This is a genomic window from Kribbella sp. NPDC050459 (genome assembly GCF_040655315.1).
In the GTDB taxonomy this organism is placed as follows: domain Bacteria; phylum Actinomycetota; class Actinomycetes; order Propionibacteriales; family Kribbellaceae; genus Kribbella.
Window position 1 is genome coordinate 457539 of record NZ_JBFAJQ010000001.1, and the last position, 25471, is coordinate 483009.

At 69.9% G+C, this 25471-nt stretch carries 21 protein-coding genes; 10 read left to right on the forward strand and 11 right to left on the reverse strand.

The genetic code is table 11. The features are described 5' to 3' along the window. Nucleotides 1–117 precede the first annotated feature (117 nt). Nucleotides 118–930 (reverse strand): hypothetical protein, encoded by an 813-nt coding sequence (locus AB0I12_RS02155; protein WP_359923298.1) that lies wholly within the window; start codon nucleotides 928–930, stop codon nucleotides 118–120. Nucleotides 931–1078: 148 nt separating this feature from the next. Here AB0I12_RS02155 and AB0I12_RS02160 point away from each other — a divergent pair, with 148 nt between their 5' ends. Further along, nucleotides 1079–2182 carry a crosslink repair DNA glycosylase YcaQ family protein gene (locus tag AB0I12_RS02160; RefSeq protein ID WP_359923300.1) on the forward strand — a complete coding sequence of 368 codons (1104 nt, stop codon included), beginning with the start codon at nucleotides 1079–1081 and terminating at the stop codon, nucleotides 2180–2182. Nucleotides 2183–2213: 31 nt separating this feature from the next. After that, nucleotides 2214–3596 carry a ricin-type beta-trefoil lectin domain protein gene (locus AB0I12_RS02165; protein WP_359923302.1) on the forward strand — a complete coding sequence of 461 codons (1383 nt, stop codon included), beginning with the start codon at nucleotides 2214–2216 and terminating at the stop codon, nucleotides 3594–3596. A gap of 6 nt (nucleotides 3597–3602) precedes the next feature. On the opposite strand, the gene AB0I12_RS02170 is transcribed toward AB0I12_RS02165, so the two are convergent. Continuing rightward, nucleotides 3603–4466 (reverse strand): DMT family transporter, encoded by an 864-nt coding sequence (locus AB0I12_RS02170; RefSeq protein WP_359923304.1) that lies wholly within the window; start codon nucleotides 4464–4466, stop codon nucleotides 3603–3605. 81 nt (nucleotides 4467–4547) lie between these two features. Between AB0I12_RS02170 and AB0I12_RS02175 the strand changes: the two genes are divergently transcribed. Beyond that, entirely contained in the window at nucleotides 4548–5429 is an 882-nt protein-coding gene (locus AB0I12_RS02175) for a LysR family transcriptional regulator (RefSeq protein WP_359923307.1), read from the forward strand. Nucleotides 5430–5439: 10 nt separating this feature from the next. Here AB0I12_RS02175 and AB0I12_RS02180 read toward each other — a convergent pair whose 3' ends face one another. The 4 genes from AB0I12_RS02180 to AB0I12_RS02195 are packed head-to-tail and all read right to left on the reverse strand — an operon-like array spanning nucleotide 5440 to nucleotide 8485. Further along, nucleotides 5440–5631 (reverse strand): DUF1918 domain-containing protein, encoded by a 192-nt coding sequence (locus tag AB0I12_RS02180; RefSeq protein WP_359923310.1) that lies wholly within the window; start codon nucleotides 5629–5631, stop codon nucleotides 5440–5442. Nucleotides 5632–5669: 38 nt separating this feature from the next. Further along, a complete protein-coding gene (locus AB0I12_RS02185) occupies nucleotides 5670–6314 on the reverse strand; it encodes a LysE family translocator (RefSeq protein WP_359923312.1) in 645 nt (214 codons plus the stop codon). Nucleotides 6315–6369: 55 nt separating this feature from the next. Beyond that, nucleotides 6370–7782: a HAMP domain-containing sensor histidine kinase gene (locus tag AB0I12_RS02190; RefSeq protein WP_359923314.1), complete on the reverse strand. Its 1413-nt coding sequence runs from the start codon at nucleotides 7780–7782 to the stop codon at nucleotides 6370–6372. Between the two features lie 25 nt (nucleotides 7783–7807). After that, nucleotides 7808–8485 carry a response regulator transcription factor gene (locus AB0I12_RS02195; RefSeq protein WP_355691469.1) on the reverse strand — a complete coding sequence of 226 codons (678 nt, stop codon included), beginning with the start codon at nucleotides 8483–8485 and terminating at the stop codon, nucleotides 7808–7810. Between the two features lie 133 nt (nucleotides 8486–8618). On the opposite strand from AB0I12_RS02195, the gene yicI reads away from it, so the two are divergent. Further along, nucleotides 8619–10862, forward strand: a complete 2244-nt coding sequence (gene yicI, locus AB0I12_RS02200; protein ID WP_359923317.1) for an alpha-xylosidase — start codon at nucleotides 8619–8621, stop codon at nucleotides 10860–10862. Here the strand turns inward: yicI and AB0I12_RS02205 are convergent. Both AB0I12_RS02205 and AB0I12_RS02210 read right to left on the reverse strand, forming a co-directional pair. Next, nucleotides 10811–13594, reverse strand: coding sequence for a glycoside hydrolase family 3 C-terminal domain-containing protein (locus AB0I12_RS02205; RefSeq protein ID WP_359923320.1), 2784 nt, complete (start codon nucleotides 13592–13594; stop codon nucleotides 10811–10813). The genes yicI and AB0I12_RS02205 overlap by 52 nt on opposite strands. 162 nt (nucleotides 13595–13756) lie before the next feature. After that, nucleotides 13757–14947: an ROK family transcriptional regulator gene (locus AB0I12_RS02210; protein WP_359923323.1), complete on the reverse strand. Its 1191-nt coding sequence runs from the start codon at nucleotides 14945–14947 to the stop codon at nucleotides 13757–13759. Nucleotides 14948–15056: 109 nt separating this feature from the next. Between AB0I12_RS02210 and AB0I12_RS02215 the strand changes: the two genes are divergently transcribed. Genes AB0I12_RS02215 through AB0I12_RS02230 form a run of 4 tightly spaced genes read left to right on the forward strand, consistent with a single transcriptional unit; the run spans nucleotide 15057 to nucleotide 20514 of the window. Further along, on the forward strand, nucleotides 15057–16721 hold the full coding sequence (locus AB0I12_RS02215; RefSeq protein ID WP_359923325.1) for an extracellular solute-binding protein: 1665 nt from the start codon (nucleotides 15057–15059) through the stop codon (nucleotides 16719–16721). A gap of 22 nt (nucleotides 16722–16743) precedes the next feature. Then, nucleotides 16744–17676: an ABC transporter permease subunit gene (locus AB0I12_RS02220; protein WP_359923328.1), complete on the forward strand. Its 933-nt coding sequence runs from the start codon at nucleotides 16744–16746 to the stop codon at nucleotides 17674–17676. Next, nucleotides 17673–18578 carry a carbohydrate ABC transporter permease gene (locus tag AB0I12_RS02225; protein WP_359923331.1) on the forward strand — a complete coding sequence of 302 codons (906 nt, stop codon included), beginning with the start codon at nucleotides 17673–17675 and terminating at the stop codon, nucleotides 18576–18578. Before AB0I12_RS02220 ends, AB0I12_RS02225 begins: the two co-directional genes overlap by 4 nt. A gap of 4 nt (nucleotides 18579–18582) precedes the next feature. Further along, nucleotides 18583–20514, forward strand: a complete 1932-nt coding sequence (locus AB0I12_RS02230) for a beta-galactosidase (protein ID WP_359923333.1) — start codon at nucleotides 18583–18585, stop codon at nucleotides 20512–20514. Here the strand turns inward: AB0I12_RS02230 and AB0I12_RS02235 are convergent. Both AB0I12_RS02235 and AB0I12_RS02240 read right to left on the reverse strand, forming a co-directional pair. Then, complete coding sequence (locus AB0I12_RS02235; RefSeq protein ID WP_359923335.1) at nucleotides 20490–21509, reverse strand: LacI family DNA-binding transcriptional regulator; 1020 nt, start codon at nucleotides 21507–21509, stop codon at nucleotides 20490–20492. The two genes, AB0I12_RS02230 and AB0I12_RS02235, sit on opposite strands and share 25 nt — an antisense overlap. After that, nucleotides 21418–22419: an EamA family transporter gene (locus AB0I12_RS02240; RefSeq protein ID WP_359923338.1), complete on the reverse strand. Its 1002-nt coding sequence runs from the start codon at nucleotides 22417–22419 to the stop codon at nucleotides 21418–21420. Before AB0I12_RS02240 ends, AB0I12_RS02235 begins: the two co-directional genes overlap by 92 nt. A 40-nt stretch (nucleotides 22420–22459) precedes the next feature. On the opposite strand from AB0I12_RS02240, the gene AB0I12_RS02245 reads away from it, so the two are divergent. Next, the gene (locus AB0I12_RS02245) at nucleotides 22460–22954 is read left to right on the forward strand and encodes a MarR family transcriptional regulator (RefSeq protein WP_359923341.1); all 495 of its coding nucleotides are present in this window, start codon (nucleotides 22460–22462) and stop codon (nucleotides 22952–22954) included. A gap of 81 nt (nucleotides 22955–23035) precedes the next feature. Then, nucleotides 23036–24481 (forward strand): glycosyltransferase 87 family protein, encoded by a 1446-nt coding sequence (locus tag AB0I12_RS02250; protein WP_359925108.1) that lies wholly within the window; start codon nucleotides 23036–23038, stop codon nucleotides 24479–24481. Here AB0I12_RS02250 and AB0I12_RS02255 read toward each other — a convergent pair. Then, a complete protein-coding gene (locus AB0I12_RS02255) occupies nucleotides 24478–25407 on the reverse strand; it encodes a threonine/serine dehydratase (protein ID WP_359923344.1) in 930 nt (309 codons plus the stop codon). The genes AB0I12_RS02250 and AB0I12_RS02255 overlap by 4 nt on opposite strands. Between the last annotated feature and the right edge of the window lie 64 nt (nucleotides 25408–25471).

Below are 25471 nucleotides of genomic sequence, written 5' to 3' on the forward strand. Positions count from 1 at the left end.
GGCTGATGTCCTCCGAGAGTCGAACGGTAGGACTCCAGTCTGCCGCCGCGGGTCGCTCCGCGGCAGGGGAGTTGTCCCTGACCGGACCCGGACCCGACCCTGGCCGGGGTCGGCGGTTCAGGGACGCGTCGTGACGCTGTACAGCCTGCTGTTCGCGAGTAGCCGGGGAGCGCCGCCGAGCCGTCCGATGACCGTGGCTTCGAGTTGCTCGGTCGCGTTCGCGTCACCGCGCAGCAGTGCCTTGTAGCCGGTCCGGCAGGCCGAGCGGGGGCTCAGGATCTCGACGTACAGCTCGATATCGGACATCTCCGGATGGGTTTTGAGCACGCCCAGGGTGCTCTTCGCGCACCGCACCAGGGTCGGCTGGGTCCGGGCCGAACTGTTGGCGGTGAGCAGTTGGTCGGCGAGTGCTTTCGTGACGAAGTACTCGGCGCTGGACTGCCGGTCCTGGAGGTAGCGGACCGACGCGGACTCCTTGACGTTGTCGGTGAGCGCGCAGAGCGCCCACTTGGGTGGCAGTGTGACGACCTGGGTCTGCGGCACGTACGGCGGGATGTCCGGCACCTTCGCGCCACTGTTGTTGACCGCGATCAGGGCGGCCCGCGAGGCCGGGTCCTTCGGGTTCGCGTGCGGCGCCGCGACCAGGCGGGTGGTGAAGTTCGGGTCGGGGATGACGACGACCGACAGGCTGCCGGTGTTCTTCATCAGCAACGAGGTGCGGCTCGGATCGGTGCGGACCGTCAGCTGCACGCCGTCGGTCTCGGACTCGGTCGGAAGCTTCTCGGTGGACCGGGTGCAGTCGGTCGCCGGCTTGAGGGCCGCCTGCGTGCGCGGCACGGCGACCGACGGGCTCGGCGACACTTCGGGCGGCACACTCGTCCCTCCGTCGGACGAACAGCCGGCGACGAGCAGCAACGACATGATCGACACAAACGACACCGCACAGGGCAGAAATGCCCGCTCACGTAACGCCACGATGACCCCCTGAAAACTCCGAGCACCAGGTCCCCACCCGCTCGGCTACTCCCGCAGAATCTCCCTCCACCATACTGTCCGTGCGGTGCCTTAGCCTCGGTTCGTGGCTGTTCACCAGTTGTCGAAGCGCGATGCACGGCGGCTGGCCGTGCGTGCCCAGCTGCTCACCAAGGAGCGGCCGGCCGGCCTGTTCGAGGTCGTGCGCGGGCTGACCGTGGTGCAGCTCGACCAGACCGCGTATGTCGCGCCGAATGCCGACCTCGTGGCCTGGAGCCGCCTCGGTTCGTCGTACGATCCGACCGAGCTGGCCGACGCGCTGGCGGCGCTGGAGCTCGTGCAGTTCCGCGGGTTCGCGCGGCTGCCGGAGACGATGGCGTTGTTCCGGGCCGAGATGGCGGCCTGGCCGAGCGACGGAGAGCCGCTCGACTGGCAGCAGTACCGGCAGGACTGGGTCCGGGCGAACGAAGGCTGCCGGGTCGACATCCTCGAGCGGCTCCGGCAGGACGGTCCCCTGACCATGCGCGAGCTGCCGGACACCTGTGTGCGGCCGTGGCGATCGAGTGGGTGGACCAACAATCGCAACGTGTCGCAGATGCTGGAGTTCATGGTGCAGCGCGGCGAGGTGGCGATCGCGGGCCGGGACGGCCGGGACCGGCTGTGGGACCTCGCCGCCCGCATCTACCCGGACGATCCGGTCGTGCCGCTCGCCGACGCGGTCACGATCCGGCACGAGCAGCGGCTGCGGTCGATGGGGCTGCTGCGCTCGAAAGGACCTGCGTGCCCGGGCGAGCCGCTCGACGCCGGCCAGGTGGGGGAGCCGGCCGTGGTGGACGGCGTCCGCGGCGAGTGGCGGATCGACCCGGAGTTGCTCGACCGGCCGTTCAGCGGGCGGACGGCGCTCCTGTCACCACTGGACCGCCTGGTGTACGACCGGAAGCGGCTGCTGGAGATCTTCGACTTCGACTACCAGCTGGAGATGTACAAACCGGTCGCGAAGCGCCGGTGGGGGTACTTCGCGCTGCCGATCCTGCACAACGACCGCCTGGTCGGGAAGCTCGACGCGGCGTCCGACCGGAAGGCCGGGGTTTTCCGCGTGGACGCGATCCACGAGGACGAGCCGTTCTCGAAGACGCTGACCGCCGCGGTGCACCGGGAGATCCGCGACCTGGCCGCCTGGCTGCGCCTCGAACTCGTGACGAGCTCTTGACGACCCGCTTTGTTTACGTAAACATCGCGGCGTGAGATCAACCGTCCGCAGTCTCCTCGCCGTCCTGCTGTGCTGTTTCGCGCTCGCCGCCGCGGTTCCCGGAACCGTCGCCGCGAGCCCGCCGGGAACGAACGACTTCCGCGGCGTCAACTGGGCCGATCCGCGCGACAACTACGCCGATGACGAGGTCGTCCCGTCCGGCCTGAGCACGGCCGACGACTACCCGGCGACGTACCGCAAGGCGCTCGGGATCGTCGGGGAGTTCCGCAAGGAACTGAAGGCCAACACCATCCGGCTGCCGATCAACCCCTCGAGTGTGGGCACCGACTGGTGGCGTGCCTACCGCGGGGCGATCGACGCGTCGGTGGCCAGTGGGTTCAAGGTGATCCTGAGCTACTGGGAGGCCGACAACGCCAAGGACGGACGGGTCGACGACCCGGCGGCCTACGCGGCGATGTGGGACACGGTGGTGAAGGCGTACGGGAAGAACCCGCGCGTGTACTTCGAGCCGATGAACGAGCCGTTCGGGTACTCGCTGCCCGAGTGGGTGTCGCTGACCTCGGCGTGGATCGCCCGGCACAGCGACGTTCCGCGCGGGCGGATCGTGATCTCCGGGACCGGCTACAACGACAACGTGACCGGCGTCGGCGCGGCGCCGGAGCTGAACGGGACGCTGCTGTCGCTGCACTTCTACGGCTTCTGGGCTTCCGACACGACCGAGGCCGCCTGGTTGGCGAACCTCCGGCCGCGGATCGGCTCGTACGGCTGGCGGACGATCATCGACGAGGCCGGCTCGCCGATGACGATCGGCCTGAACTACGGCAACCACGAGGGAAACGTGTACACGTCGTACCTCGCGGCGCTGACCCAGGTCGCGCGTGAGAACGACATGGGCATCGTGTACTGGCCCGGTCTGCGCACCGGCGACTCGTACTCGATGACGACGCAGGTCGGGCCGGCCGATCTCCAGGTCAACAGCATCAGCGGACGCGACCAGCTGTGGTGGGGTTGGGGTCTGCTCAAGAGCGAGCCGACGAACAGCGAGCCGCCGGCCCCGCCTGGTGAGCCCCTGCGCGGTGTCGCCAGCAACCGCTGCGTCGACGTGCCTGGCTTCTCGACCAGTCCCGGTACGGCGCTCGACCTGTGGGACTGCAACAACGGTGGCAACCAGTCGTGGAACCTCACCGCGTCGAACCAGTTGACGGTGTACGCCGACAAGTGCATGACCGCGGGCACCTCCTCCGTGACCATCGAGAACTGCACCGGCGGCGACAACCAGGTCTGGCATCTGAACGCCGACCAGACCGTCACGTCGACGGCCGGCTGCCTGACCGCCAACGGCACCGGCAACGGAGCAGCCGTTGCCGTTGCCCCCTGCAACGGCTCGACCGACCAGAAATGGACGCGCAGCTGATCCGGCCTAGGTGACCGGCACCGGCTGGGGCCGCGACTCGCGGTGGGTGCGTTCGATGGATTGGCCCCAGGTGGTGCCGGTGAGCATCAGGGCGGCGCCGAGAACGGCCGGCGCGGCGAGGTGTTCGTCGCCCAGGCCGATGCCGATGGCAACTGCCCAGATGGGTTCGGTGCCGAGCAGGAGACTGGCGCGGCTGGCCGACGTGCGCTGGATCGCCCAGGTCTGGGCCAGGAAGGCGAACACGCTGCAGAACAAGGCGAGATAGATCATCTGCAGCCAGGTACCGGCACTGGCGTGCGTGGGCAGGTGCGGTACGGCGGGAACGGCGAACAACGCCGTACCGACGAGGGTTTGGACCGTCGTCAGCTGCAACGGCCGCAGCCCGGTGGACAGGCGGCCGACGAGCGCGACGTGGCCCGCGCGGACGACGGCGGCGGCGAGCATGAGCAGATCGCCGACGCCGGGTGCGTGCAGGCCGTGGGCGGACATCAGCAGGCCGACGGCGACGACGCAGAGGCCGGCCGCGAGGTAGAAGCGCGGCGGCAGACCGCGACGATCGAACAGCGGCGTGAGCACCAGCGTGAGGCTGATGATCAGCCCGGCGTTCGCCGCGCTGGTGTGCGTGACGCCGTACGTCTCCAGCACGAGGACCGCTGCCTGCGTGAGGCCGAGGACGAGCCCGGCCTTCAGTTCCCGCCGGTTGATGCCGCGGGCCAGCGGCACGAGGGCGAGAGCAGAGATGCCGTACCGCAGGAAGAGCACGGTCAGCACCGGCGCGCTGCCGGTCGCGGTCTTGGCTGCGAGGTAGCTCGATCCCCAGACCACGGCGACGAGTAGCAGGACGAGATCGGTACGGCGGGTTCCGGGCACGGGATCAACCGTGCGGGCGCAGAACGTTGAAGCCAAGTATCAATGTCTTCAGCAACGATGTAGTACAGCTACATTATGAGAATGGATGAACGGCAGCTCCGGGTGCTTCGGGAAGTCGGCGAGCTGGGGAGTGTGACCGCGGCGGCAGAGGCGTTGCTGGTGACACCGTCGGCGATCTCCCAGCAGCTGCGTTTGTTGCAGCGGTCGATGCCGGTGCCGTTGACCGAGCGCGCCGGGCGCCGGGTCGTGCTGACCCCGGCCGGCCGTGCGTTGGCGGGAGCTGCGGCCGATGTGGAGTCGGCGCTCGCACGGGCCCGCCACGTCGTGGACGACTTCGTGGAGCAGCCTGACGGCGAGGTCTCGGTGGCGGCGTTCCACAGCGCCGCCGCGACCTTCTTCCCGCGGTTGCTGCGCATCGCCCCGAAGGTCAGCCTGCACGACGAGGACGTGCCGCAGGACGAGTTCCCGGCGCTGACCCGGGAGTACGACGTGGTCCTGGCGCACCGTCTCGACCACGCGGCCCGGTGGCCGCGGACGGTCGCGGTCATGCCGCTGCTGCACGAGCCGCTCGACGTCGCCGTACCGGTCGATCATCCGCTCGCGGCGAAGCGGTCCCTGACCCCGCGCGATGTCGCGCACGAACCGTGGATCACGGTCCACGACGGCTTCCCGCTGATGGCGACGATCGAGGCGATCGGAGCGGCCGCGAACCACCGCCTCGAGCTGGTCCATCGCGTCAACGAGTTCACCGTCGTCGCCGAGCTGGTGGCGGCCGGCGCCGGCCTCGCCCTGATGCCGCGCTGGACCGCGCAGCGTCATCCGGCGGTGGCGCTCCGCCCGCTCCGCGACGTCCACACCCGTCGCCACATCGACGCCCTGTACCGTCCCGAACGTGCCGCGAGGCAAGCGGTCCGCACAGTCCTCGACGAACTCCGGCACGCCACCGCGGCCGTCCGGAACTGATCCGGATCAGCTACCGCTCGACGTGCACGATGTGCGCGTCCGGACCCGGGAAGAACAGTGACTCGGAGTCGGTGTCGCTCCAGTGCACGAGGTACGGCGGCGCGCCGTCCGGATCGTGCACCTCGACGATCTGACCTTCCCGCCGATGTGCCATCAGGTGGCTGCTCTCCACCACGACCTGATCGCCTGCTGCAGCTTTCACCACACCCACCTCCTTCACCTTCCAGCTTGGTCCACCCCTCAGCGGATGTCGATGGCGAGCCGGGCGGCAAGCCCCGCGAAGATCGCCGCCGTCACCCGCTCGAGCCTCCGGCGGATCCTGCTGCCGGTGCGGAAGAAACGCTCGGTGAGCGTGCCGGCCAGCAGGGCCGCGCCGGCGTCGACCGGGAAGCCGACCAGGATGAACATCGCGCCGAGCACCAGGAACTGCACGGTCGCCGGCCAGCTGCCGTGGCCGGTCGTGATGAACTGCGGGACGAAGGCCAAGTAGAACAGGATCACCTTCGGATTCGCCAAGTTGGTCAGGGTCGCCATCAGGTAGGTCCGGCGCAGCGTCCGCCGGGGGAGCTGCGGCGCGTCCTCAGGAGTCCCGAACTCCTGCCGGCTCGCGCGCCACGTCAGATACGCGAGGTAGAGCAGGAAGGCCGCCCCCGCTATCCGTACGCCGTTCAGAACCTGCGGCGCTGCCTGGATCAACGCCCCGAGGCCGAGCGCGGCCGCCACGCTGTGCACCGCCAGGCCGGTCGACATCCCGGCCGCGGCCACGACGCCGGTACGGCGCCCGCCGGCCGCCGCGTTCGCCACGATGAACAGCATGTCCGGTCCTGGTACGACGCTGACCAGGAAGACCGCTACCAGGAACCCGAGCACCACCGACACGTCCATGCGGTCCATCCTGACCCACGGGTGCCGCCCGGTCCCGGCGATTTCCGGTCCGTGGTCAGTTCGGGAGCGTGACCGTCGCCGTCGTACCGCCGGTGCTCGAGGACGTCAGCGTGATGGAGCCGTGGTGCGCGTGGGTGATCTCGCGGGCGATCGACAGCCCGAGCCCGGAGCCTCCGCTCGAGCGGGACCGGCTGGTGTCCAGGCGGACGAACCGTTCGAAGACCCGCTGCCGGTCCTGCTCGGGAATCCCGTCCCCGTCGTCCGACACCGTGATGACCGCCGACCCGTTCACGTCCGCCGTGGTCAGGTGGACCGTGCTGTGCGCCGCGCGGGCCGCGTTGTCGACGAGGTTCCGCAGTACCTGACTCAGCCGCGCCGGATCGCCGACGACCCGGACCGGATGCACGTCACCGGTAACGTGCAGTTCGGGCGCCGAGCTCCGCAGCCGCTGGATCTCCGCCGTCACGAGGTCGTCGAGGTCGACGTCGACCTGGCGCATCCGCAGGCCGGTGTCGTCGGCCTTCGCCAGCAGCAACAGGTCCTCGACCAGTTGCCGCATCCGGTCGGTCTCGGTCTCCATCACCTGCCGCAGGTCGTGCCAGGCCTGACCCGTCGTGTCCGCCCCGATGACCTCCAGCGCCGCGGTCAGCGTGGCCAGCGGTGACCGGAGCTCGTGGCTCGCGTCCGCCACGAACGCCCGCTGGGTCGCGTGCCCGGTCTCCAGCCGGTCGAGCATCTCGTTCATCGTCACCGCGAGCCGCGCGATCTCGTCCCGGGTCTGCGGCACCGGGACCCGCTCGGTCAGGTCCCGCGTCCCGATCCGCTGCACCCGCGCCCGGATCCGTTCCACCGGCCGCAGCGCCTGGCCGACCATCAGCCAGCCGGCCACACCGACCACGATCAGCAGCGCCGGGAACCCGATCGCGAGGTACTTCGCCACGGTCGTGACCGTCTGCCGCTGGGTCTCCACCGAGGACGCGACGACGACCGTGTACGTCGTCGCGCCGTACGCCGCTCCCTGCGCGACGATCAGGAACGAGTGGTCGTCGTCGATGAGCGGCATCTCGCCGACCTCGGCCCGCAGCAGCGCGCCCGCCGGCGGCCGGAGGTCGGTGAGCGGGGTGGTCCCGACGCGGGTCGACGACGCGGCGACGACCCGGCCGGCCGGGTCGAGCACCTGGATCAGCTGCCCGCTGCGGGTGGACTCGGCGAGGGCAGGCGTGAGCCCCGCCGTGCCGTCCTCGCTGACCTGTTGGGCCACCTCCGCGACCCGGGCCTCGGCCGCGTCGGAGACCTCGGTGATCAGCGCCCGCTGCAGGAGCAGCAGCAGGGCGGCCGCGCCGAGCATCATCGCGACCGCCACCACGATCACCGCCGCCGCCGTCGAGCGGCTCCGGACACTCGCCTGCCGCAGGCCGCCGGCGGTCCGGTACCACCCGTCGACGCGCCGTCGCACCACCGTGCTCACGCCCCCAGTCTGGCCCAGGTCCTTTCTAGCCGCCTTCGGGGTTCAGCCGGTAGCCCATCCCGCGGATGGTCTCGATCGCGTGCCGGGCGAACGGGGTGTCGATCTTCTTGCGCAGGTAGCGGACGTAGACCTCGACGACGTTCGGGTCGCCGTCGAAGGCGGGGTCCCAGACCCCGGCCAGGATCTCGCTCTTGCTGACCGTGTCGCCGCGATGCCGCATCAGGAACTCGAGCAGCCCGTACTCGCGGGGCGTCAGGGTGATCTCCCGCCCGTTGCGCTCGACCCGCCGCCGGGTGACGTCGAGCGTCAGGTCGCCGGCCGTCAGCACGACCGGGCGCTCCGGTCCGCCGCGCCGGATCAGCGCCCGCAGCCGGGCGACCAGGACCAGGAAGCTGAACGGCTTGGTCAGGTAGTCGTCCGCACCGAGGTCGAACGCGTCGGTCTGGTCGTACTCGCCGTCCTTCGCGGTCAGCATCAGCACCGGCGTCCAGACGCCGCGGGCCCGGAGCAGCTCGAGCACGCGGTACCCGTTCAGCTTCGGCAGCATGATGTCCAGCACGATCACGTCGTAGTTGTGCTCGGTCGCGGCCCACACCGCGTTCTCGCCGTCGTGCACCAGCTCCACGACGAACCCGGCGTCGGTCAGCCCCCGGTGCACGGTGTCGGCCAGCCGCAGTTCGTCCTCGACCATCAGCACTCGCATACCCCCAGTCTCACGGCTCGGCGCTGAGAATCCGCTGAGAGGTCCGCAACTTGACGTCGTGAAGTTGCGATCTCTACGGTTGTCGAAACGCTGTCGAAGCGCTTCGACAATCCGATCCGGAAGGCTGGCCGGCATGAAGTTCACCGACGGGTACTGGCAGCTGCGGGCGGGGCTGACGCGGTTGGGGCCGGCCGAGGTCGAGAGCGTACAGGCGGGGGAGCGGGAGCTGACCGTGTTCGCGCCCGCCAAGCGGATCGAGCGGCGCGGCGACACGCTCAACCAGCCGATGTTCACCGTGACGTTCTCGTCGCCGGCCCGCGGGGTGATCGGCGTCCGGATCGCACACCACCTCGGCGGACTGCCCGCGCACCCGTCGTACCGGCTGACCACCGACGACGAGCATCCGGTGAAGGTCGAGGTCGGTGCGGCCGAGGCGCGGCTGACCTCCGGCGAGCTGAGTGTGGTGATCGCGCTCGACGGCCCGTGGGACGTGCGCTTCGAGCAGGACGGGAAGCCGTTGACCAACTCCGGCGCGCGCAGCGTCGGCCTGGTCACCGATGCCGACGGCAGGCACTTTGTGCACGAGCAGCTGGCGCTCGGCGTCGGCGAGACCGTGTACGGACTCGGCGAGCGGTTCGGCGCGTTCGTGAAGAACGGCCAGGTCGTCGACAGCTGGAACGCCGACGGCGGCACGTCGAGCGAGCAGGCGTACAAGAACGTCCCGTTCTACCTGAGCAGCAAGGGGTACGGCGTCCTCGTCGACAGCCCGGCCCACGTGTCGTTCGAGGTCGGCTCGGAGGTGACGTCCCGCAACCAGTTCAGCGTCGAAGGCCAGGAGCTGGCGTACTACGTGTTCGCCGGCCCGGCGCCGAAAGACGTGCTGCACCGCTACACCGCTCTCACCGGACGGCCCGCGCGCGTGCCCGCGTGGTCGATGGGGCTGTGGTTGTCGACTTCGTTCACCACGGACTACACCGAGGAGACGACGAGCGCGTTCATCGATGGGATGGCGGCGCGCGACCTGCCGCTGAGCGTCCTGCACTTCGACTGTTTCTGGATGCGGCAGTTCCACTGGTGTGACTTCGTCTGGGACCCGGTCGCGTTCCCGGACCCGGCCGGGATGGTGCGCCGGCTGAAGGACCGCGGGCTGCGTGTCAGCCTGTGGATCAACCCGTACATCGCGCAGCGCTCGGCGCTGTTCGAGGAGGGCCGCCGGCTCGGGTACCTGCTGAAACGCCCGGACGGCTCGGTCTGGCAGTGGGACCTGTGGCAGGCCGGGATGGCGATCGTCGACTTCACCAACCCGGACGCGACGGCCTGGTTCCGCTCGAAGCTGCAGGCGCTGGTCGACCTGGGCGTGGACTGCTTCAAGACCGACTTCGGCGAGCGCATCCCGACCGACGTCGTCTGGTTCGACGGCTCCGACCCGGAGCGGATGCACAACTACTATCCGCAGCTCTACAACGCGGCCGTGTTCGGGCTGCTGGAGGAGAATCGCGGGGCAGGCGAGGCCGTGCTGTTCGCCCGGTCGGCGACGGCCGGTGGCCAGCAGTTCCCGGTGCATTGGGGCGGTGACTGCGAGTCGACCTTCGAGGCGATGGCCGAATCGCTGCGCGGCGGGTTGTCACTGGCGGCGTCGGGCTTCGGCTACTGGAGTCACGACATCGGCGGGTTCGAGGGCACGCCTGACCCCGCGATCTTCAAGCGGTGGGTGGCGTTCGGGCTGCTCTCGTCGCATTCGCGGCTGCACGGCTCGTCGTCGTACCGGGTGCCGTGGGCGTTCGACGAGGAGGCGGTCGACGTCCTGCGGAAGTTCACCAAGCTGAAGCTGTCGCTGACGCCGTACCTCGTCGCGGCGGCCGAGGAGGCGCATCGGGACGGGGTGCCGGTGATGCGGCCGATGGCGCTCGAGTTCCCCGGCGATCCCGCGGTCGCGTACCTGGATCGGCAGTACATGCTCGGCCCGGATCTGCTGGTCGCGCCGGTGATGAGCTTCGACGGCGAGGTTTCGTTCTACCTGCCCCGCGGGCGCTGGACGTCGCTGCTGACCGGCGAGGTCGCGACCGGCCCGGCGTGGGTGGAACAGACGCACGGCTTCGACACGGTGCCGTTGTTCGTGCGCGAGGGGGCGGTCATCCCGATCGGCGCGGTGGACGACCGGCCGGAGTACGACTGGGCGGACGGCGTCGAGCTGCGCTGGTTCGAGCCGTCGGACGGTCAGGTCAGCACGATCACGCTGCCGTCCCCGAACGGCGACGCCGTGATCGAGCTGACCTTCAAGGCCGGCCGGGTCGAGTCCCGCGTGCTCTCAGGCACCTGCGAGCACTACACGGTGAAGCTCTCCAGGACGACGCCGGCGGCGGAGAACACCGCATAGAGCGTGTGGACACCGCTCGCGGGGGCGAGCTCACCGACGACTGCGATGAGCTCGTCCGTCGGTGACACCTGCACGATGCTCAACAACTCGCCGTGCAGCGGATCGTCCAGGCGGAGCTCGACGGTGGCGGGCTCGCTGCCGCGGTTGGCGACGTGGGCCACATAGCTCGTCGGATCGAGCTGCATGTCGTCGAACGCCAACCAGGCTTGGGCTTCCAGCGCGATCACGGCGTCGCCGCGGTCGCGGGTCGCGGTCGTGAGGGTGGTGGCGCTGTAGTCGTCGAAGCTGGTGGCGGCGAGGCGGGTGAGGGTGCGGGGCGGGATCCGCTCGCCGTGAATGTCGAGCGTCGCGGTGAGGCGCAGGTCGGTGCTGGACCGGCCGACCATGATGCTGTGCCGCGCGGTCTCGACGCAGCGCCGGTCCCGGGTCACGTCCCAGAAGCCCAGGTCGGCCGCGGCGACGGTCAGCTCGATCTCGGCGGTCTCACCCGGCTCCAGCGACACACGCCGGAAGCCGCGCAGCTGCCGCAGCGGCTGCTTGACCCGCGAGCGTTGCTGGCGTGTGTACAGCTGGGCGATCTCGGTTCCGGCCCGATCGCCGGTGTTGGTGACGGTGAACGTGACCTGCACGTGGCCGTCCGCCGGCGTCGACGGTGCGCTCAGCCGCAGGTCGCCGTACGCGAAGGTCGTGTAGCTCAGGCCGTGGCCGAACGGGTAGAGCGGTGCGCCGCGGAAGTACAGGTACGTCGCGTCCGTCGCGATGATGTCATAGTCGAGCAGATCGGGCAGATCCGCCGCGGAGTGGTACCACGTCTGCGTCAGCCGGCCCGCCGGGTCGTGGTCACCGAACAGGACGTCGGCCAGCGCGCGGCCGTACTCCTGACCGCCGTGGGCGGACCACAGGATCGCCGGGAGATGCTGCTGCGCCCAGCCGATGGCGTACGGGTAGCTGCTGCTCAGGACCAGCACCGTCCGCGGGTTCGCGGCGTGCACTCGCCGGATCAGGCGGTCCTGCGCCGGTGGGAGCTCCAGGGTCGTCCGGTCCTCGGTCTCGCGGCCGTTCACCAACGGGTGGTTGCCAGCGACAACGAGCGTGACGTCGGCCCGGGCCGCCAGCTCGGCGGCCGCGGCCGCGCCGTCGATCACGACGTCGAGCTCGAACGACGTACCGGCGTCTGCCAGGCCGACTGCACCGTCTGCGTCGACCTGGAGGTAGCGGCCGCTGTGCAGGTGCTGGATCAGGACCGCGTTCGACGACGGCACCAGGCGGAAGGTCTGCTTGACCTCCCAGCCGTTCGGACCGGGCTGGTCCGCGACCAGTTCGCCCTCGTCGGTGGCGGTGAGGTGCCGGCCGTTCCGCACCGAGCGCAGCGCCCAGGCGTCTCCGCCCCAGTCGAACAGATCGAACTCGCCCGGATCAGTGCCGGCCCGCAGCACCGCGTCACCGCCGACCGCGAGGTACGACGACGAGCCGGCGATCCGCAGCGTGATCCGGTCGACGCCCTCGCAGTACTCGACGCGTTCGGAGCCCGATCGCTCGATCAGGCCGTCCAGCGCGGTGACCTGGTAGGGCAGCGTCCCGGCGTACCAGTCCTCGGAGAGCGTGCCGGCCAGGGGCCCGACGACGGCGACACGCGTCGTCGGCGCGAGCGGGAGGACCTGGCACTCGTGCTTGAGCAGCACGATCGCCTGACGGGCCGCGTCCTGGGCGAGCCGGCGGTGGGTCGGGCAGTTGACCAGTTCGGGTTCGAGCGCGCGGTACGGGTCGAGCTCGGGCGGGTCGAACTCGCCCAGCCGGAAGCGGATCGCGAGCACCCGCCGTACCGCGGTGTCGAGGTCGGCGGCCGTGATGACCCCGCGGTCGAGGGCCGTCGTCAGCCGGTCGATCGTCGGGGCGGTGTCGGCGCCGTCCTGGGTGAAGCTGTCCACGCCGGCCGTCAGCGCGGCGGCGTACGCGGTCGTGGCGTCGGGCAGGTACTGCTGCAGGCCGGACAGGTTCCCCGGCGCATAGGCGTCGCTCACGACGAGCAGGTCGTCGGTCGTCCACGTCCGGAGGACGTCGTTGATCAGCGGGCTGAGGTGGGCGGGCCGTCCGTTCACCAGGTTGTACGACGGCATCACCGCGACGGCAGCGCCTGCTTCGATCGGCGCCCGGAAGGCCGGCAGTTCGTAGTCGTGCAGGACCCGCGGCGGCAGGTTGCTCGAGGTGGTGCAGCGGTCCGTCTCGTTGTTGTAGGCAAGGAAATGCTTCAGCGTCGGAGCGGTCTTCAGGTACGTCGGGTCGTCGCCGGCCAGACCAAGTCCGTACGCGGTCGCGATCACGCCGGTCAGCCAGGGATCCTCGGCGTACCCCTCCTCGTTGCGGCCCCAGCGCGGGTCGCGCAGCGGATTCACCACCGGCGCCCACACGTTGAGGCCGACATCGGCCGGGTCCTTCCGGTGGAACACACGGACCTCGTCGCCGACGGCCGCGCCGACCTCGCGCACGAGCTCAGGGCTCCAACTGCTGGCCAGGCCGATCGCTTGGGGGAACACGGTCGCCGGACCGTGCCAGGCGACCCCGTGCAGGGCCTCAGTACCGGTTCGGAACGCCTGCAGCCCGAGCCGGGCGACAGGTGGCTGGTACTGGTGCAGGAAGGCGATCTTCTCGGCCAGGGTGAGCTGGGCGAGCAGGTCGTCGATCCGCTCACCGGCCGGCCGGGCGGGGTCGCGGAACGGGGGAGGAGTACTCATCGGCGATCGACTCCACGGTCTGGTGTCGAAGCGCTTCGATCAACGGGCGGCGGAAGCTGATCGAAGCGCTTCGACAGATCGGGCGTGAACAGAGGGTTGCATCCCGCACGCCCAGGGTCAAGACCTCGGCGGGCGGAACGGGTAGGCGCTTTCCTGGGGCGGTCAGCGGCTCGGGAGCCGGCCGCGGGTCAGTGGGGTCAGGGCGTGGGCGGTGGCGCCCAGGGGAGTGGCGGTGTGCGGGAACGTGGAGGCGGCGACGGTGCAGCCTCCGGCATCGGGGGCGATGGTGGCCTCGCGGAGCGCCTTGTCGACGGCCGGCGCGAGGTGATCGGCGAGCAGCGCGTAGGCACCGCCGAGCAGCACGACCTCGGGGTTGAGGATGTTGACCAGTGCCGCGATGCCGTCGCCGAGATGGGTCCCGGCCTCGGCGAGCACCTTCGTCACCGCGACCTCCTGGGCGTCGGCGCGGCGGATCAGCGACTCGAGCTGCTGCTGGGGATCGTCGTCGACGGCGCCGTCGACCCGTTCGAGGATCGCCGGCAGGCTCGCCAGCGCTTCGAGGCAACCGCGGCGGCCGCAGCCGCACACCGGCCCGTCCGGGACGAGGCGCAGGTGCCCGATCTCCCCGACGTACCCGAGATGCCCCGCGAGCGGACGCCCGTCGGTGATGATGCCTGCTCCGACGCCGGTGTCGCCGGTGACCTGGATGAGGTTCGGCGTGCCGGCGTGCGCGCCGTAGAGGTGCTCGGCGAGCACGCCCAGCGACGCGTCGTTGTCGACCGTCACGGGGATGTCGGGTCGTCCGAGTGTCCCGGTGAGCTCGGCGCGCAGCGGGACACCGGTCCACCCGAGGCCGGCGGCGAGGACGACGGCGCCGTCGCGGTTCACCAGCCCGGGGACGCCGACCGTGATGCCGAGCACCTGGCGCCCGGACGCCTGGACGGTCGTGATCGCCCGGCGGGCCAGCGCCGCGAGCGCGGTGACGGTCTTCGCCGGCCCCGCGTCGACGCCCGGGCCGGCCCGGTGCCACCGCAGGACCTGTTCGCCGGCGGTGTCGCAGGCCAGGGCGGTCAGGCCGCGCGCGCTCACCTCGAGCCCGATCGTCGCGTACGCCGAGCCGTCGAGCACGAGCAGGGTCGCCGGGCGGCCGACGTGGTTCTGCGTCTGCTGCGTCTCGCGGACCAGCCGGCGCTCCAGCAGCTCGCCGACGATGCTCGTCACGGTGGCCTTGTTCAGCCCGGTGCCGGCCGCGATCGCGGCCCGCGAGCAGGGAGCCTCGCGGCGCAGGTGGCCGAGCACCGCCGCCAGGTTGGTGGCGCGGATGTCGGTGTGGTCCGCGGTCTGTGTGGTCAAGGTCCGTCCCGTCCAAAAGAAGTTCTGGGTCAGTTCTACACCTTGTCGCGCTGAGGGCTCTGCGTTAATTTGTTTGGCTACTAGCCCAACTAAGTCTAGGGGATGCAACGTGACCGGACCAGAGATCGGCGGAACCAGCCGCCGCACCTTCATCTCCCTGCTCGGCGCCGGCGCGGCGGCGGCCGCGGGCGGGGCCACGCTGACCGGGTGTTCGGACGGCGGTTCGGGGTCCAGTACGACGGGCCGCGCCGAGACCGAGGACAAGCTGTCCGGCCTGCTGCCGAAGTACATCGCGTACGAGTCGGTGAAGCCGGACCTGCCGGGGGAGAACGGCGCCTCGCCCGGCTTCTCGCACTATCCGAGCGAGCTGAAGCGGGCGGTGCCGGACACGATGGTGCCGAGCGGCAAGGAAGTCTCGGCGATGACACCGCTGTGGAGCCCGATCCCGCCGCTGGCCGGCAATTCGTACTTCGCGGCGAACGACGAGCGGATCGGCGTCCCGCTCAAGTTCAACATCCTGAACGGCAACGACTACGGCGACAAGCTCGGGCCGATCCTCGCGGCCGGCAACATTCCCGAGCTGCTCTGCATCCCGGGCTGGAACATCTCGGGCCTGACCCGGTTCGGCCAGGCCGCGGACAAGCTCTTCGAGGACCTCACGCCGTACCTGGCCGGCGACAAGGCGGCCGCGTACCCGATGCTGGCCAACCTGCCGACCAGAGCTTGGGCGTACGGCGTCTGGAACTCGCAGCTGAAAGCGGTGCCGTTCCCCGGTGAGGGGTTCCCCTGGATGATGATGTACCGCAAGGACCTGTTCGACCAGGCCGGCGCGGAGCCGCCGAAGAACGCCGACGACTTGCTTGCGCTGGGCAAGCAACTGACCGACGCGAAGGCCGGCCGCTGGGCGTTCGGCAGTGTCGCCGACGAGGTGATCCGGTCGTTCGGGGCGCCGGGAGGCTGGCGCAAGGACTCCAGCGGCAAGCTGGTGAACAAGATCGAGACGCCGGAGTACGCCGAAGCCGTGGCGTTCGTGCGCAGGCTGTTCCAGTCGGGCTACGTGCATCCGGAGGTCGTCGCCAACGCCGGCGCGGACGAGAACGCGCTGTTCGAGGGCGGCAAGTTGCTGATCCGGCAGAACGGCCTCGGCGGCTGGCAGGAGTCGTTGCAGCGGCAGTTGCCGATCAACCCGAAGTACGACCCGCAAGCGGTGCTGCCGTTCGCGCACGACGGCGGCACGCCGATCGTGTGGAGCGGTGATCCGGCCGGGATCTTCACCTTCGTCAAGAAGGGCGTCGGCGAGGAGCGGGTGAAGGAACTGCTCGGCGTGCTGAACTACACCTCCGCGCCGTTCGGGACCGAGGAGTACCAGCTGTACACCTACGGGGTCGAGGGCAAGCACTACACCAAGCAACCGTCCGGCGCGCCGAAACTGACCCCGCTCGGACAGAAGGAGGTCTCGCAGACGTACGTCTTCCTCGGCGGGCGGCCGACGGCCATCACCCAGAGCGAGTATCCGGGCTACGTCCAGTCGATGAGCGCCTGGCAGAACGCGGCGGCCAAGGTCCGGGAGAAGAATCTGTTCGACGGGATCCGGGTCGAGCAGCCGGCCAAGATGGCGGCCCTCGCGCAGCCGTTCGACGACGCGCTGCAGGACATCTTCCGCGGCCGCCGGCCGGTCAGCGAGCTGAAGACCGCCGTCAAGCAGTGGCAGGACAACGGCGGCAACGAAGGCCGCGACTTCTACGCCAAGGTCCTCAGTGACAACGGTCGGTAGGGTCCGCGTCCGGGGAGCCGGGGTGCGGGCGGTTCCGGCGCGGGGGATGGGGTTCCGGCATCGGCTGCGGCGGGACTGGCCGTTGCTGCTGATGGTGCTGCCGGTTGTCGTGCTGTTGGGGGTGTTCCACTACTTCCCGACGCTCGGGAACGTGATCGCCTTCCAGGACTACTCGCCGTACGCCGGGATCCGCGGGAGCGACTTCGTCGGGTTCGCGAACTTCGGGCGGATGTTCTCCGAGCCCGCGTTCTGGAAGGCGGTCGCGAACACGCTGTCGATCACCGCGGTCCAGCTCGCGTTCTTCTTCCCGATCCCGATCGCCCTGGCCTTGCTGCTCAACAGCGTCCTGTCGGCGAAGCTCCGCAACGTCATCCAGGGCATCGTCTACCTGCCGCACTTCTTCTCCTGGGTGCTCGTCGTCTCGCTGTTCCAGCAGATGATCGGCGGCGCCGGCCTGCTCGCCCAGACCCTGCGCGACAACGGCCACCAGGCGATCGACCTGATGACGAAACCGGACACGTTCATCCTGCTCGTCACCGCGCAGGCGGTCTGGAAGGACGCCGGCTGGGGCATGATCGTGTTCCTCGCCGCGCTGTCGACCATCAACCCGGCGCTCTACGAGGCCGCCGCGGCCGACGGCGCGAACCGCTGGCGCCGGCTCTGGCACATCACGCTGCCGGGGCTGCGTCCGGTGATCGTCCTGCTGCTGATCCTGCGCCTCGGCGACGCGCTGACGGTCGGGTTCGAGCAGTTCATCCTGCAGCGCAGCGCCGTCGGCGGGGGCGCCGCCGAGGTGCTCGACACCTACGTCTACTACCAGGGCCTGCTCGTCGGCGACTTCGGCTACGGCGCCGCCGCCGGGCTGTTCAAGGGTGTGGTCGGCCTGGTCCTCGTCCTGGTGGCCAACCGCTTCGCGCACATGGTGGGCGAACAGGGGGTGTACTCCCGATCATGAGTGAAAGAGCTGTCTGGGAAGAAGAACCGACACTCCTCGACCGGCTGGGCAAGCCGCTCGTGCTGGTCCTGATCGCGCTGGCGGTCGCGTTCCCGCTGTACGTCGTGGTGGTGACCAGTCTGTCCTCGACCGAGGCCGTGACGCGGGCCGGTGGACTGGTCGTCGTACCACGGGAGCTGACCGTGGCGGCGTATGTGCAGCTGCTGTCAGGTGGCGTCGTCACGCGTGCGCTGCTGATCAGTGTGGTGATCACCGCGATCGGTACGGCGTTCAGCCTCGGGATCACCGTGCTCGCGGCGTACGGGCTGTCGCGTCCGGGGTCGTTGTTCCATCGGCCACTGCTGTTCGTCGTGCTGCTGACGTTCCTGTTCGGACCCGGGATCATCCCGAGCTACCTCGTGGTGAACGCGCTCGGGCTGATCGACCACTACGCGTCGCTGATCCTCCCGGCCGCGATCTCCGCGTTCAACCTGATCGTGATGCGGTCGTTCTTCATGGGGATCCCGAGCGAGCTGATCGACAGCGCCCGGATCGACGGCGCGGGCGAGTTCGCGATCCTCCGCCGGATCGTGCTGCCGCTGTCGAAGGCCGTGGTCGCGGTCGTCGGCCTGTTCTACGCCGTGGGCTACTGGAACGCGTTCTTCAACGCCCTGCTCTACATCAACGACAACACGAAGTGGCCGCTGCAGATGGTGCTGCGGACGTACATCGTCCAGCAGCAGCCGCTCCCGACCGGTGCCGGCGGAGTGGCGACCGGGGTCGGCCTGGGACTGCAGCCCGCGCCGGGACTGGCGATCAAGATGGCGATCGTGGTGATCGCGATCGTGCCGGTCCTGCTGGTCTACCCGTTCATCCAGCGGCACTTCCAGAAGGGCGTCATCATCGGCGCGGTGAAAGGCTAGGCCCATGAGTCTTTGGTACGGCGGCGACTACAACCCCGAGCAGTGGGATCCCGCGGTCTGGAAAGAGGACGTCGACCTGATGCGTCAGGCCGGTGTGAACCTGGTGACCGTGGGTGTCTTCTCGTGGTCGAGCCTGGAGCCCGCGCCCGGCGAGTACGACTTCGCGTGGCTCGATCAGGTGCTGGATCTTCTCCACAACGGCGGGGTGAAGGTCGACCTGGCCACGCCGACCGCCTCACCGCCGCCGTGGTTCAGCCGGCTGCACCCCGAGGCGTTGCCGGTGACCGCTGACGGCGTACGGCTGACGCACGGCAGCCGCGACACGTACTGCGTCTGCGCGCCCGCGTACCGTGACGCGGCCCGCGGGATCGCTCGGGCGCTGGCCGAGAGGTACCACGATCATCCGGCGCTCGCGATGTGGCATGTGCACAACGAGTACGGGACCACCTGCTACTGCACATTCGCGGCGGAGCGGTTCCGCGGGTGGCTGCGGGAGCGGTACGGATCGCTCGCTCGGCTGAACGAGGCGTGGACCACCGCGTTCTGGAGCCAGCGGTACGCCGAGTGGTCAGACATCGAGCCGCCGCGCGCGACGCAATACCTCGTGAATCCGACGCAGTACCTGGACTACCGCCGGTTCTGGTCCGACGAGTTGCTGGCCGCGTACTTGGACCAGAAGGCAGTGCTTCGCGAACACTCGGCGGCGCCGATCACGACCAACTTCGTCTTCGGCGGCTGGGTTCCGGTGAACCATGCGCGGTGGGCGGCCGAGGTCGATGTCGTTGCCATCGACCACTATCCGGACCAGGCCGGCCTCGGCGCGGAGGAGCAGACCGCGTTCGGCGCGGACCTGGCCAGGGCCTGGGCCGGCGGGAAACCGTGGCTGTTGATGGAGCAGGCGGCAGGCGGCCTGAACACCGGTGAGCGGTGGCATACGAAGGAGCCCGGCCGGATGGCGCGGCACAGTCTGTCGCATGTCGCCCGCGGGTCGCGCGGTGCGCTGTTCTTCCAGTGGCGGGCGTCCCGGGGCGGTGCGGAGATGTACCACTCGGCGATGGTTCCGCATGCGGGTGCGGACAGCGCGAGGTTCCGGGAGATCGCGCAGCTCGGATCCGTGATGCCGCGGCTGGCCGAGGTGGCCGGGAGCACCGTGGTCGCGGAGGTCGCGATCCTGTGGGACGCCGAGTGCTGGTGGGCGATGCAGGGCACGCATCTGCCGTCGTCGCTGGACTACCTCGCCGCCGTACGATCCGCGCATCGGCACTTCTGGCATGCGGACGTGACGGTGGACTTCGCGGCTCCGGACGCCGACCTGTCGTCGTACCGGGTCGTGGTGGTGCCGTCGTTGTATCTCGTCTCCGACGAGGCGACCGCGAACCTGGCCGCGTATGTCGAGAGCGGCGGGCAGTTGGTGGTCGGGTACTTCAGCGGGATCGTGGATCCGGACGTCCGGGTGCGGTTGGGTGGTTATCCCGGCGCGTTCGCGGAGCTGCTCGGGGTGCGGGTCGAGGAGTTCCATCCCCTGTCGGGCGAGGTTGCGTTGGCCTCTGGTGGTCGCGGGCGGGTGTGGAGCGAGGACGTCGAGGCGGTCGCGGCCGAGGTCGTCGACCGGTACGCCGGGGGAGTGCTGGACGGGAAGCCCGCCGTTACCCGCCGCCAGGTCGGCGCCGGGACAGCGTGGTACGTCTCGACAGAACTCGACGACGACACCGCCGCCGATCTCGTCACCCGCTTGGCGGGCGCGGGGCGGTCTGCGGGCGGGTTGGTGGAGACGGTGCGGCGGCGGGATGGTGGGGTGACCTGGGTGTTCTTCATCAACCACGGCGACACCGACGCCGTCGTACCGGCCGTGGGCACCGAGTTGGTCGCCGGGGCCGCTGTGAACGGTGAGCTGGTGGTGCCCGCCGGCGGCTACGCGGTGGTGCGCGAGGCGTGAGGTCCGCTGCTGCCGCGCGCCGTGAGGGTGGGCGGCAGCAGCGTCAGCTCCGGAACGCTGCCGCCCTCGAGCTTGGCGATCAGGGCTTCGACGGCCTGTTCGCCGATCTGTTCGGCCGGGATGGTAACCGAGGACAGCTGCGGGACCTGCCGTTCGGCGACGTCGTCCGCGCAGATCGCGACCAGGGACATGTCCTCGGGCACCCGGCGGCCGAGCCGGCGCAGGACGTCGAGGAGCGGGCCGATGATCGGCTCGTTCTGCACGACCAATCCGGTGATGTCCGGGTGCTCGGCCAGCAGTTGCTCGACCGTGTGCAGGATCGCGTCGAACGTGTGCTCACAGGGCGTTTCGACGCCGAGCACCCCACGGCGCCCGGCAGCCTCGGCGAACCCGGTCAGTGTGTGTTGCGCGAACCCGGTCTGCCGTTCGTACACGGCCGACGGCGTACCGAGCAGGGCGAGTGAGCGGTGGCCGAGGTCAGCCAGGTGATCCACGCATCGAGCGCCCGCGGCAACGAAGTCGAGGTCGATACAGGTCAGTCCGGCGGCGTCGTCCGGGTACCCGATCAGGACCGACGGCATCGGCAGCTCCCGCAGCATCGGGACCCGCTCGTCGTGCAGCTCGACGTCCATCACCACCAGCGCGTCGACCAGCGAGCTCTGTGCGACCCGCTCGAGTCCCTCGGGACCCTCGTCAGCGGTCAGCAGCAGGACGTCGTGGTCGAACCGGCGGGCCGTGGTCACGACCGCGGTCGCGAACTGCATCATCACCGGGACGTGCATGCCGGTGCGCAGCGGGATCACCAGCGCCAGCACGTTGGACCGCTGGCTGGCCAGCGCCCGGGCGCTCGCGTTCGGCCGGTAGCCGAGGGCGCGGACGCTGCGCTGCACCCGCTCGCGGGTGTCAAGCGAGATCGTCCGCTTGCCGCTGAGCACATAGGACACCGTGCTGGTCGCCACCCCGGCATGCCGGGCGACGTCCGCGATCGTGACCATGGTGCTTCCCCTCTTCCGTCGGCACCCCAGTTCTACCCCAGTCGAAGCGCTTCGACACTCCAATTGATCGTACTTGGCTCAGCGTGATGCCGGCGAACACCAGCGCCAGGCCGAGGAGTTGCCGCGCGGTCAGGACGTCGCCGGACCACAGCACGCCGAGGAGTACGCCGGTGACCGGGTTCAGCAACCCGATGAGGCCGACGGTCGCGGCGGGCAGCCGGCGCAGCCCGGCGAACCAGGCCGTGAACGCGAGCGCGGTCGCGACGAGTCCGACGTACACGAAGCCGGCGACCGCGGGTCCGTCGAGGTGCGGCGGACTGCCTTCGACGACGACCGCGAACGGCACCAGGACGATGCCGCCCGCGACCAGCTGCCATGCGGTCGTGGCGAGCGGCCCCTCGTCGGCGCGGCCCCACTTCTTGGCCAGGACGTAGCCGCACGACGACATCGTCAGCGCGGCAGCCGACGCCGCGACGCCACGGAGATCGACGGCGGCCGATCCCGCGCCGAGGAGCAGGACGACGCCCGCGAGCCCGGCGGTCGCGCCGGTGAGGACCGGGACGGTCGGCCGTTCCGCGAGCAGGCCCCAGGCGAAGAACGCCATGGTGAACGGCGCCGCGGACATGATCGTCGAGGCCAGGCTGACGGGGAGCAGCTGGGACGCGAGGTAGATCAGCGCGAAGAAGGCGCCCATGTTGCAGATCCCCAGCACGACCGATCGCCACCACCAGGCTCCGCGGGGGAGGCGGCGGGCCAGGGCGAGCAGGAGCAGCCCCGCGGGCAGCGCGCGCAGAACCGCGCCGTACAAGGGATGCCCGGCCGGCAGGTACTCGTGGGTGACGAAGTAGTTCGTGCCCCACGCGATCGGCGCGACCGCGGTCACCAGGGTCCAGCGGAAAGTGTCTTCCATGGAAAATATTATATCTTCCCGGGAAGATATAGTGGAAGCCGTGGACCATGTGGCAAGGATCCAGGCGGAGTGGCGGACCGAGCGGCCGGACGTCGACACCGCTCCGCAAGGAGTGATCGGTCGGCTGCACCGGATCGCGAACCAGCTGACCGGTGAGTTGACGCTGCTCTACGCGCAGTATGGGCTGACCGAGGGGGAGTTCGACGTCCTCGCGGCCCTGCGGCGCGCGGGAGCGCCGTACGAGCGTGCGCCGGGGGAGATCGCGCTGCACACGATGGTCACCACGGGCGCGGTCACCAAGCGGGTCGACCGCCTGGAGGAGGCCGGGCTCGTCGATCGCCGCCGCAGCGACGAGGACGGGCGCGGCCGGGTGGTCCGCCTGACGCCGGCCGGGCAGCGGCTGATCGACAAGGCCTTCACCGCCCACATGGCGAATGAGAAACGTCTCCTCGAGGCCCTCACTCCGGTCGAGGCCAAGCAGCTCGAGAAGCTCCTCACCACCTGGCTCACGCGCCTCGAGCACCCGACCGGATAGCGGCGCGCGGGAACCACCTGCGCCCCGCGTAAGGCACAGGTGGGTAACCTCTCCTGGTCGCCGGGTGGCCGATAGGAGATGATGCCGACCGTGACCGGACCACAGCGCGAGCTAGCGCAGACGCCGTCGGAGGCTGATCCGGCGGTCGCCGGCCTGACTGTCGGGCTCGGTGGGCCGTCTGGGCGGTTCGCCCGGCTCAGCTCGTCGTGGTGGACGCCGCTGCGGATCGCGCTCGCGGTCTGCACGATCACCTTCGGGCTCGGCGTCCTGCAGAAGGCGCCCTGTATGGAGGCCGGCTGGGACCGGCAGAGCTGGCGGCCGTTCAAGGCGCTCTGCTACTCCGACATCGGGTTCCTGTACCAAGAGCGCGGTTTCGCGGAGGGCAACCGGCCGTTCCTGGACACCGGCAACTACCCGGTGCTCGAGTACCCGGTGCTGACCGGCGGGTTCATGGAGGTCGCAGCGCAGATCACCTGGCTGATCACCGGCGACCCGAAGAAGGACCTGACCGTCGAGCAGAAGCGCGACACCGCCGGTGTGTTCTTCCTGGTGAACACCGTGCTGCTGTTCCTCTGCGCGCTGCTGATCGTCGGCCTGACCGTGGCGACCGCTCGGGGCGTCGAGTCCAGACCCGGCGCGGCTCGCGGGCAGCCGCTGGACGCCCTGTACGTCGCCGCGGCGCCGGTGCTCGCGCTGACGTCCACGATCAACTGGGACCTGTTCGCGGTGGCGCTGACAGCCGGGGCGATGTTCGCGTGGTCACGCGGGAAACCCATCTGGTTCGGCGTACTGCTCGGGCTCGGGACGGCGGCGAAGTTCTATCCGTTCCTGCTGCTCGGCCCGTTGCTGATCGTCTGTATCCGCGGGCGGAAGCTGTGGCCGTGGGTCCAGGCGACGCTGGCCGCCGCGATCGCGTGGGGACTCGTGAACGCGCCGATCTACCTGCTCGCGAAGAACGAGTGGTTGTCGTTCTGGCAGTTCAACGACGAGCGGGAGAGCGACTACGGCTCGATCTGGTACGTCCTGAAGCTCGCCAAGCACGAGGTCGCGGACGTCAACCAGCTGAACATCGTGATCTTCGCCGGGCTGTGCCTGTCGATCGCGATCCTCGGGCTGATGGCGCCACGACCGCCGCGGTTCGCACAGCTCGCGTTCCTGGTGGTGGCCGCGTTCCTGCTGATCAACAAGGTCTACTCACCGCAGTACGTGCTGTGGCTGCTGCCGTTGGTGGCGCTGGCCCGTCCGCGGCTGCGCGACTGGCTGATCTGGCAGGCCTGTGAATGCTTCTACTGGATGCTGGTCTGGATGCATCTGGCGCAGTTCCTGGCGCCTGGTGATCCGCAGATCCCGGACCGGATCTACTGGTTGTCGGTGATCCTGCGGATGGCGGGCACGCTGTGGCTGATGCTGGTGGTCGCGCGCGACATCCTGCTCCCGGAGAACGATCCCGTCCGCCGGGGCGACGCGGTGGACGACCCGTCCGACGGCGTCCGCTCCCGCGCGCAGGGGCGGCTCGCGACCGCCTAGAGCGCCAGCTTCGACACATCGAGGTTGCCGCCGCTCACCACGGCGGCGGTGACACCGGTGAGTTGCACGCTGCCTTCGAGCAGCGCGGCGAACGGAGCGGCCGCCGCGGGCTCGAGGGCGAGCTTCGTGCGCGACATGACCAGACGCGTCGCCTCCAGCAGGGCTTCCTCGCCGACGCGGACGACCTCGTCGACGTACTGCTGGATCAGCGGGAGGTTGCGGGTGCCGCAGACCGGCGCGGCGAGACCGTCCGCGATCGAGCGTGCGGTGAGGAGCCGCTGCGGCTCGCCCGCTGCCAGGCTGCGACTGACCACGTCGGCCTGCTCCGGCTCGATCCCGATCACGCGGATGTCCGGCTTCAGGAGCTTGACCGCGGTGGCGACCCCCGAGATCAGCCCGCCGCCGCCCACCGGAACCAGCACCGCGGCGAGATCGGGGCGATCCGCCAGCAGTTCGAGGCCGAGGCTGCCGTGGCCGGTGATCACGTCCTCGTCGTCGAACGGGTGCACCCCGGTCAGTCCGCGCTCGTCCCGGATCCGCTCGTAGGCGGCCATCAGGTCACCCTCGACGAGCTCGACGGTGGCGCCGTACCCGCGGGCCGCAGCGACCTTCGCCGGGACGGCGGTCGTCGTCATCACCACGGTCGCCGGGACGCCGGCGTCCCGCGCGGCCCAGGCGAGCGCTCCGGCGGCGTTCCCGGCCGAGACCGTGACCACCCCGCGCTCCCGCTCGGCGGCGCTCAGGCGGAGCAGCTTGGTCAGCAGGCCGCGGACCTTGAAGCTGCCGGTCTTCTGGAACAGCTCCGCCTTGAGCACCAGATCGGCGGCGAAGTGGTCGTTCAGTGCGGACGAGGTCAGCATCGGTGTGCGGTGGATGCGTCCGTCGAGGTCGCGGGCGGCCTGGCGGATGGCGTCGAGCGTCGGCATGCCACAGACACTAAAAGTCGAGTAAGTCGATCATATTGCGAGACAAAGCCTCGGCGAGTTCGCG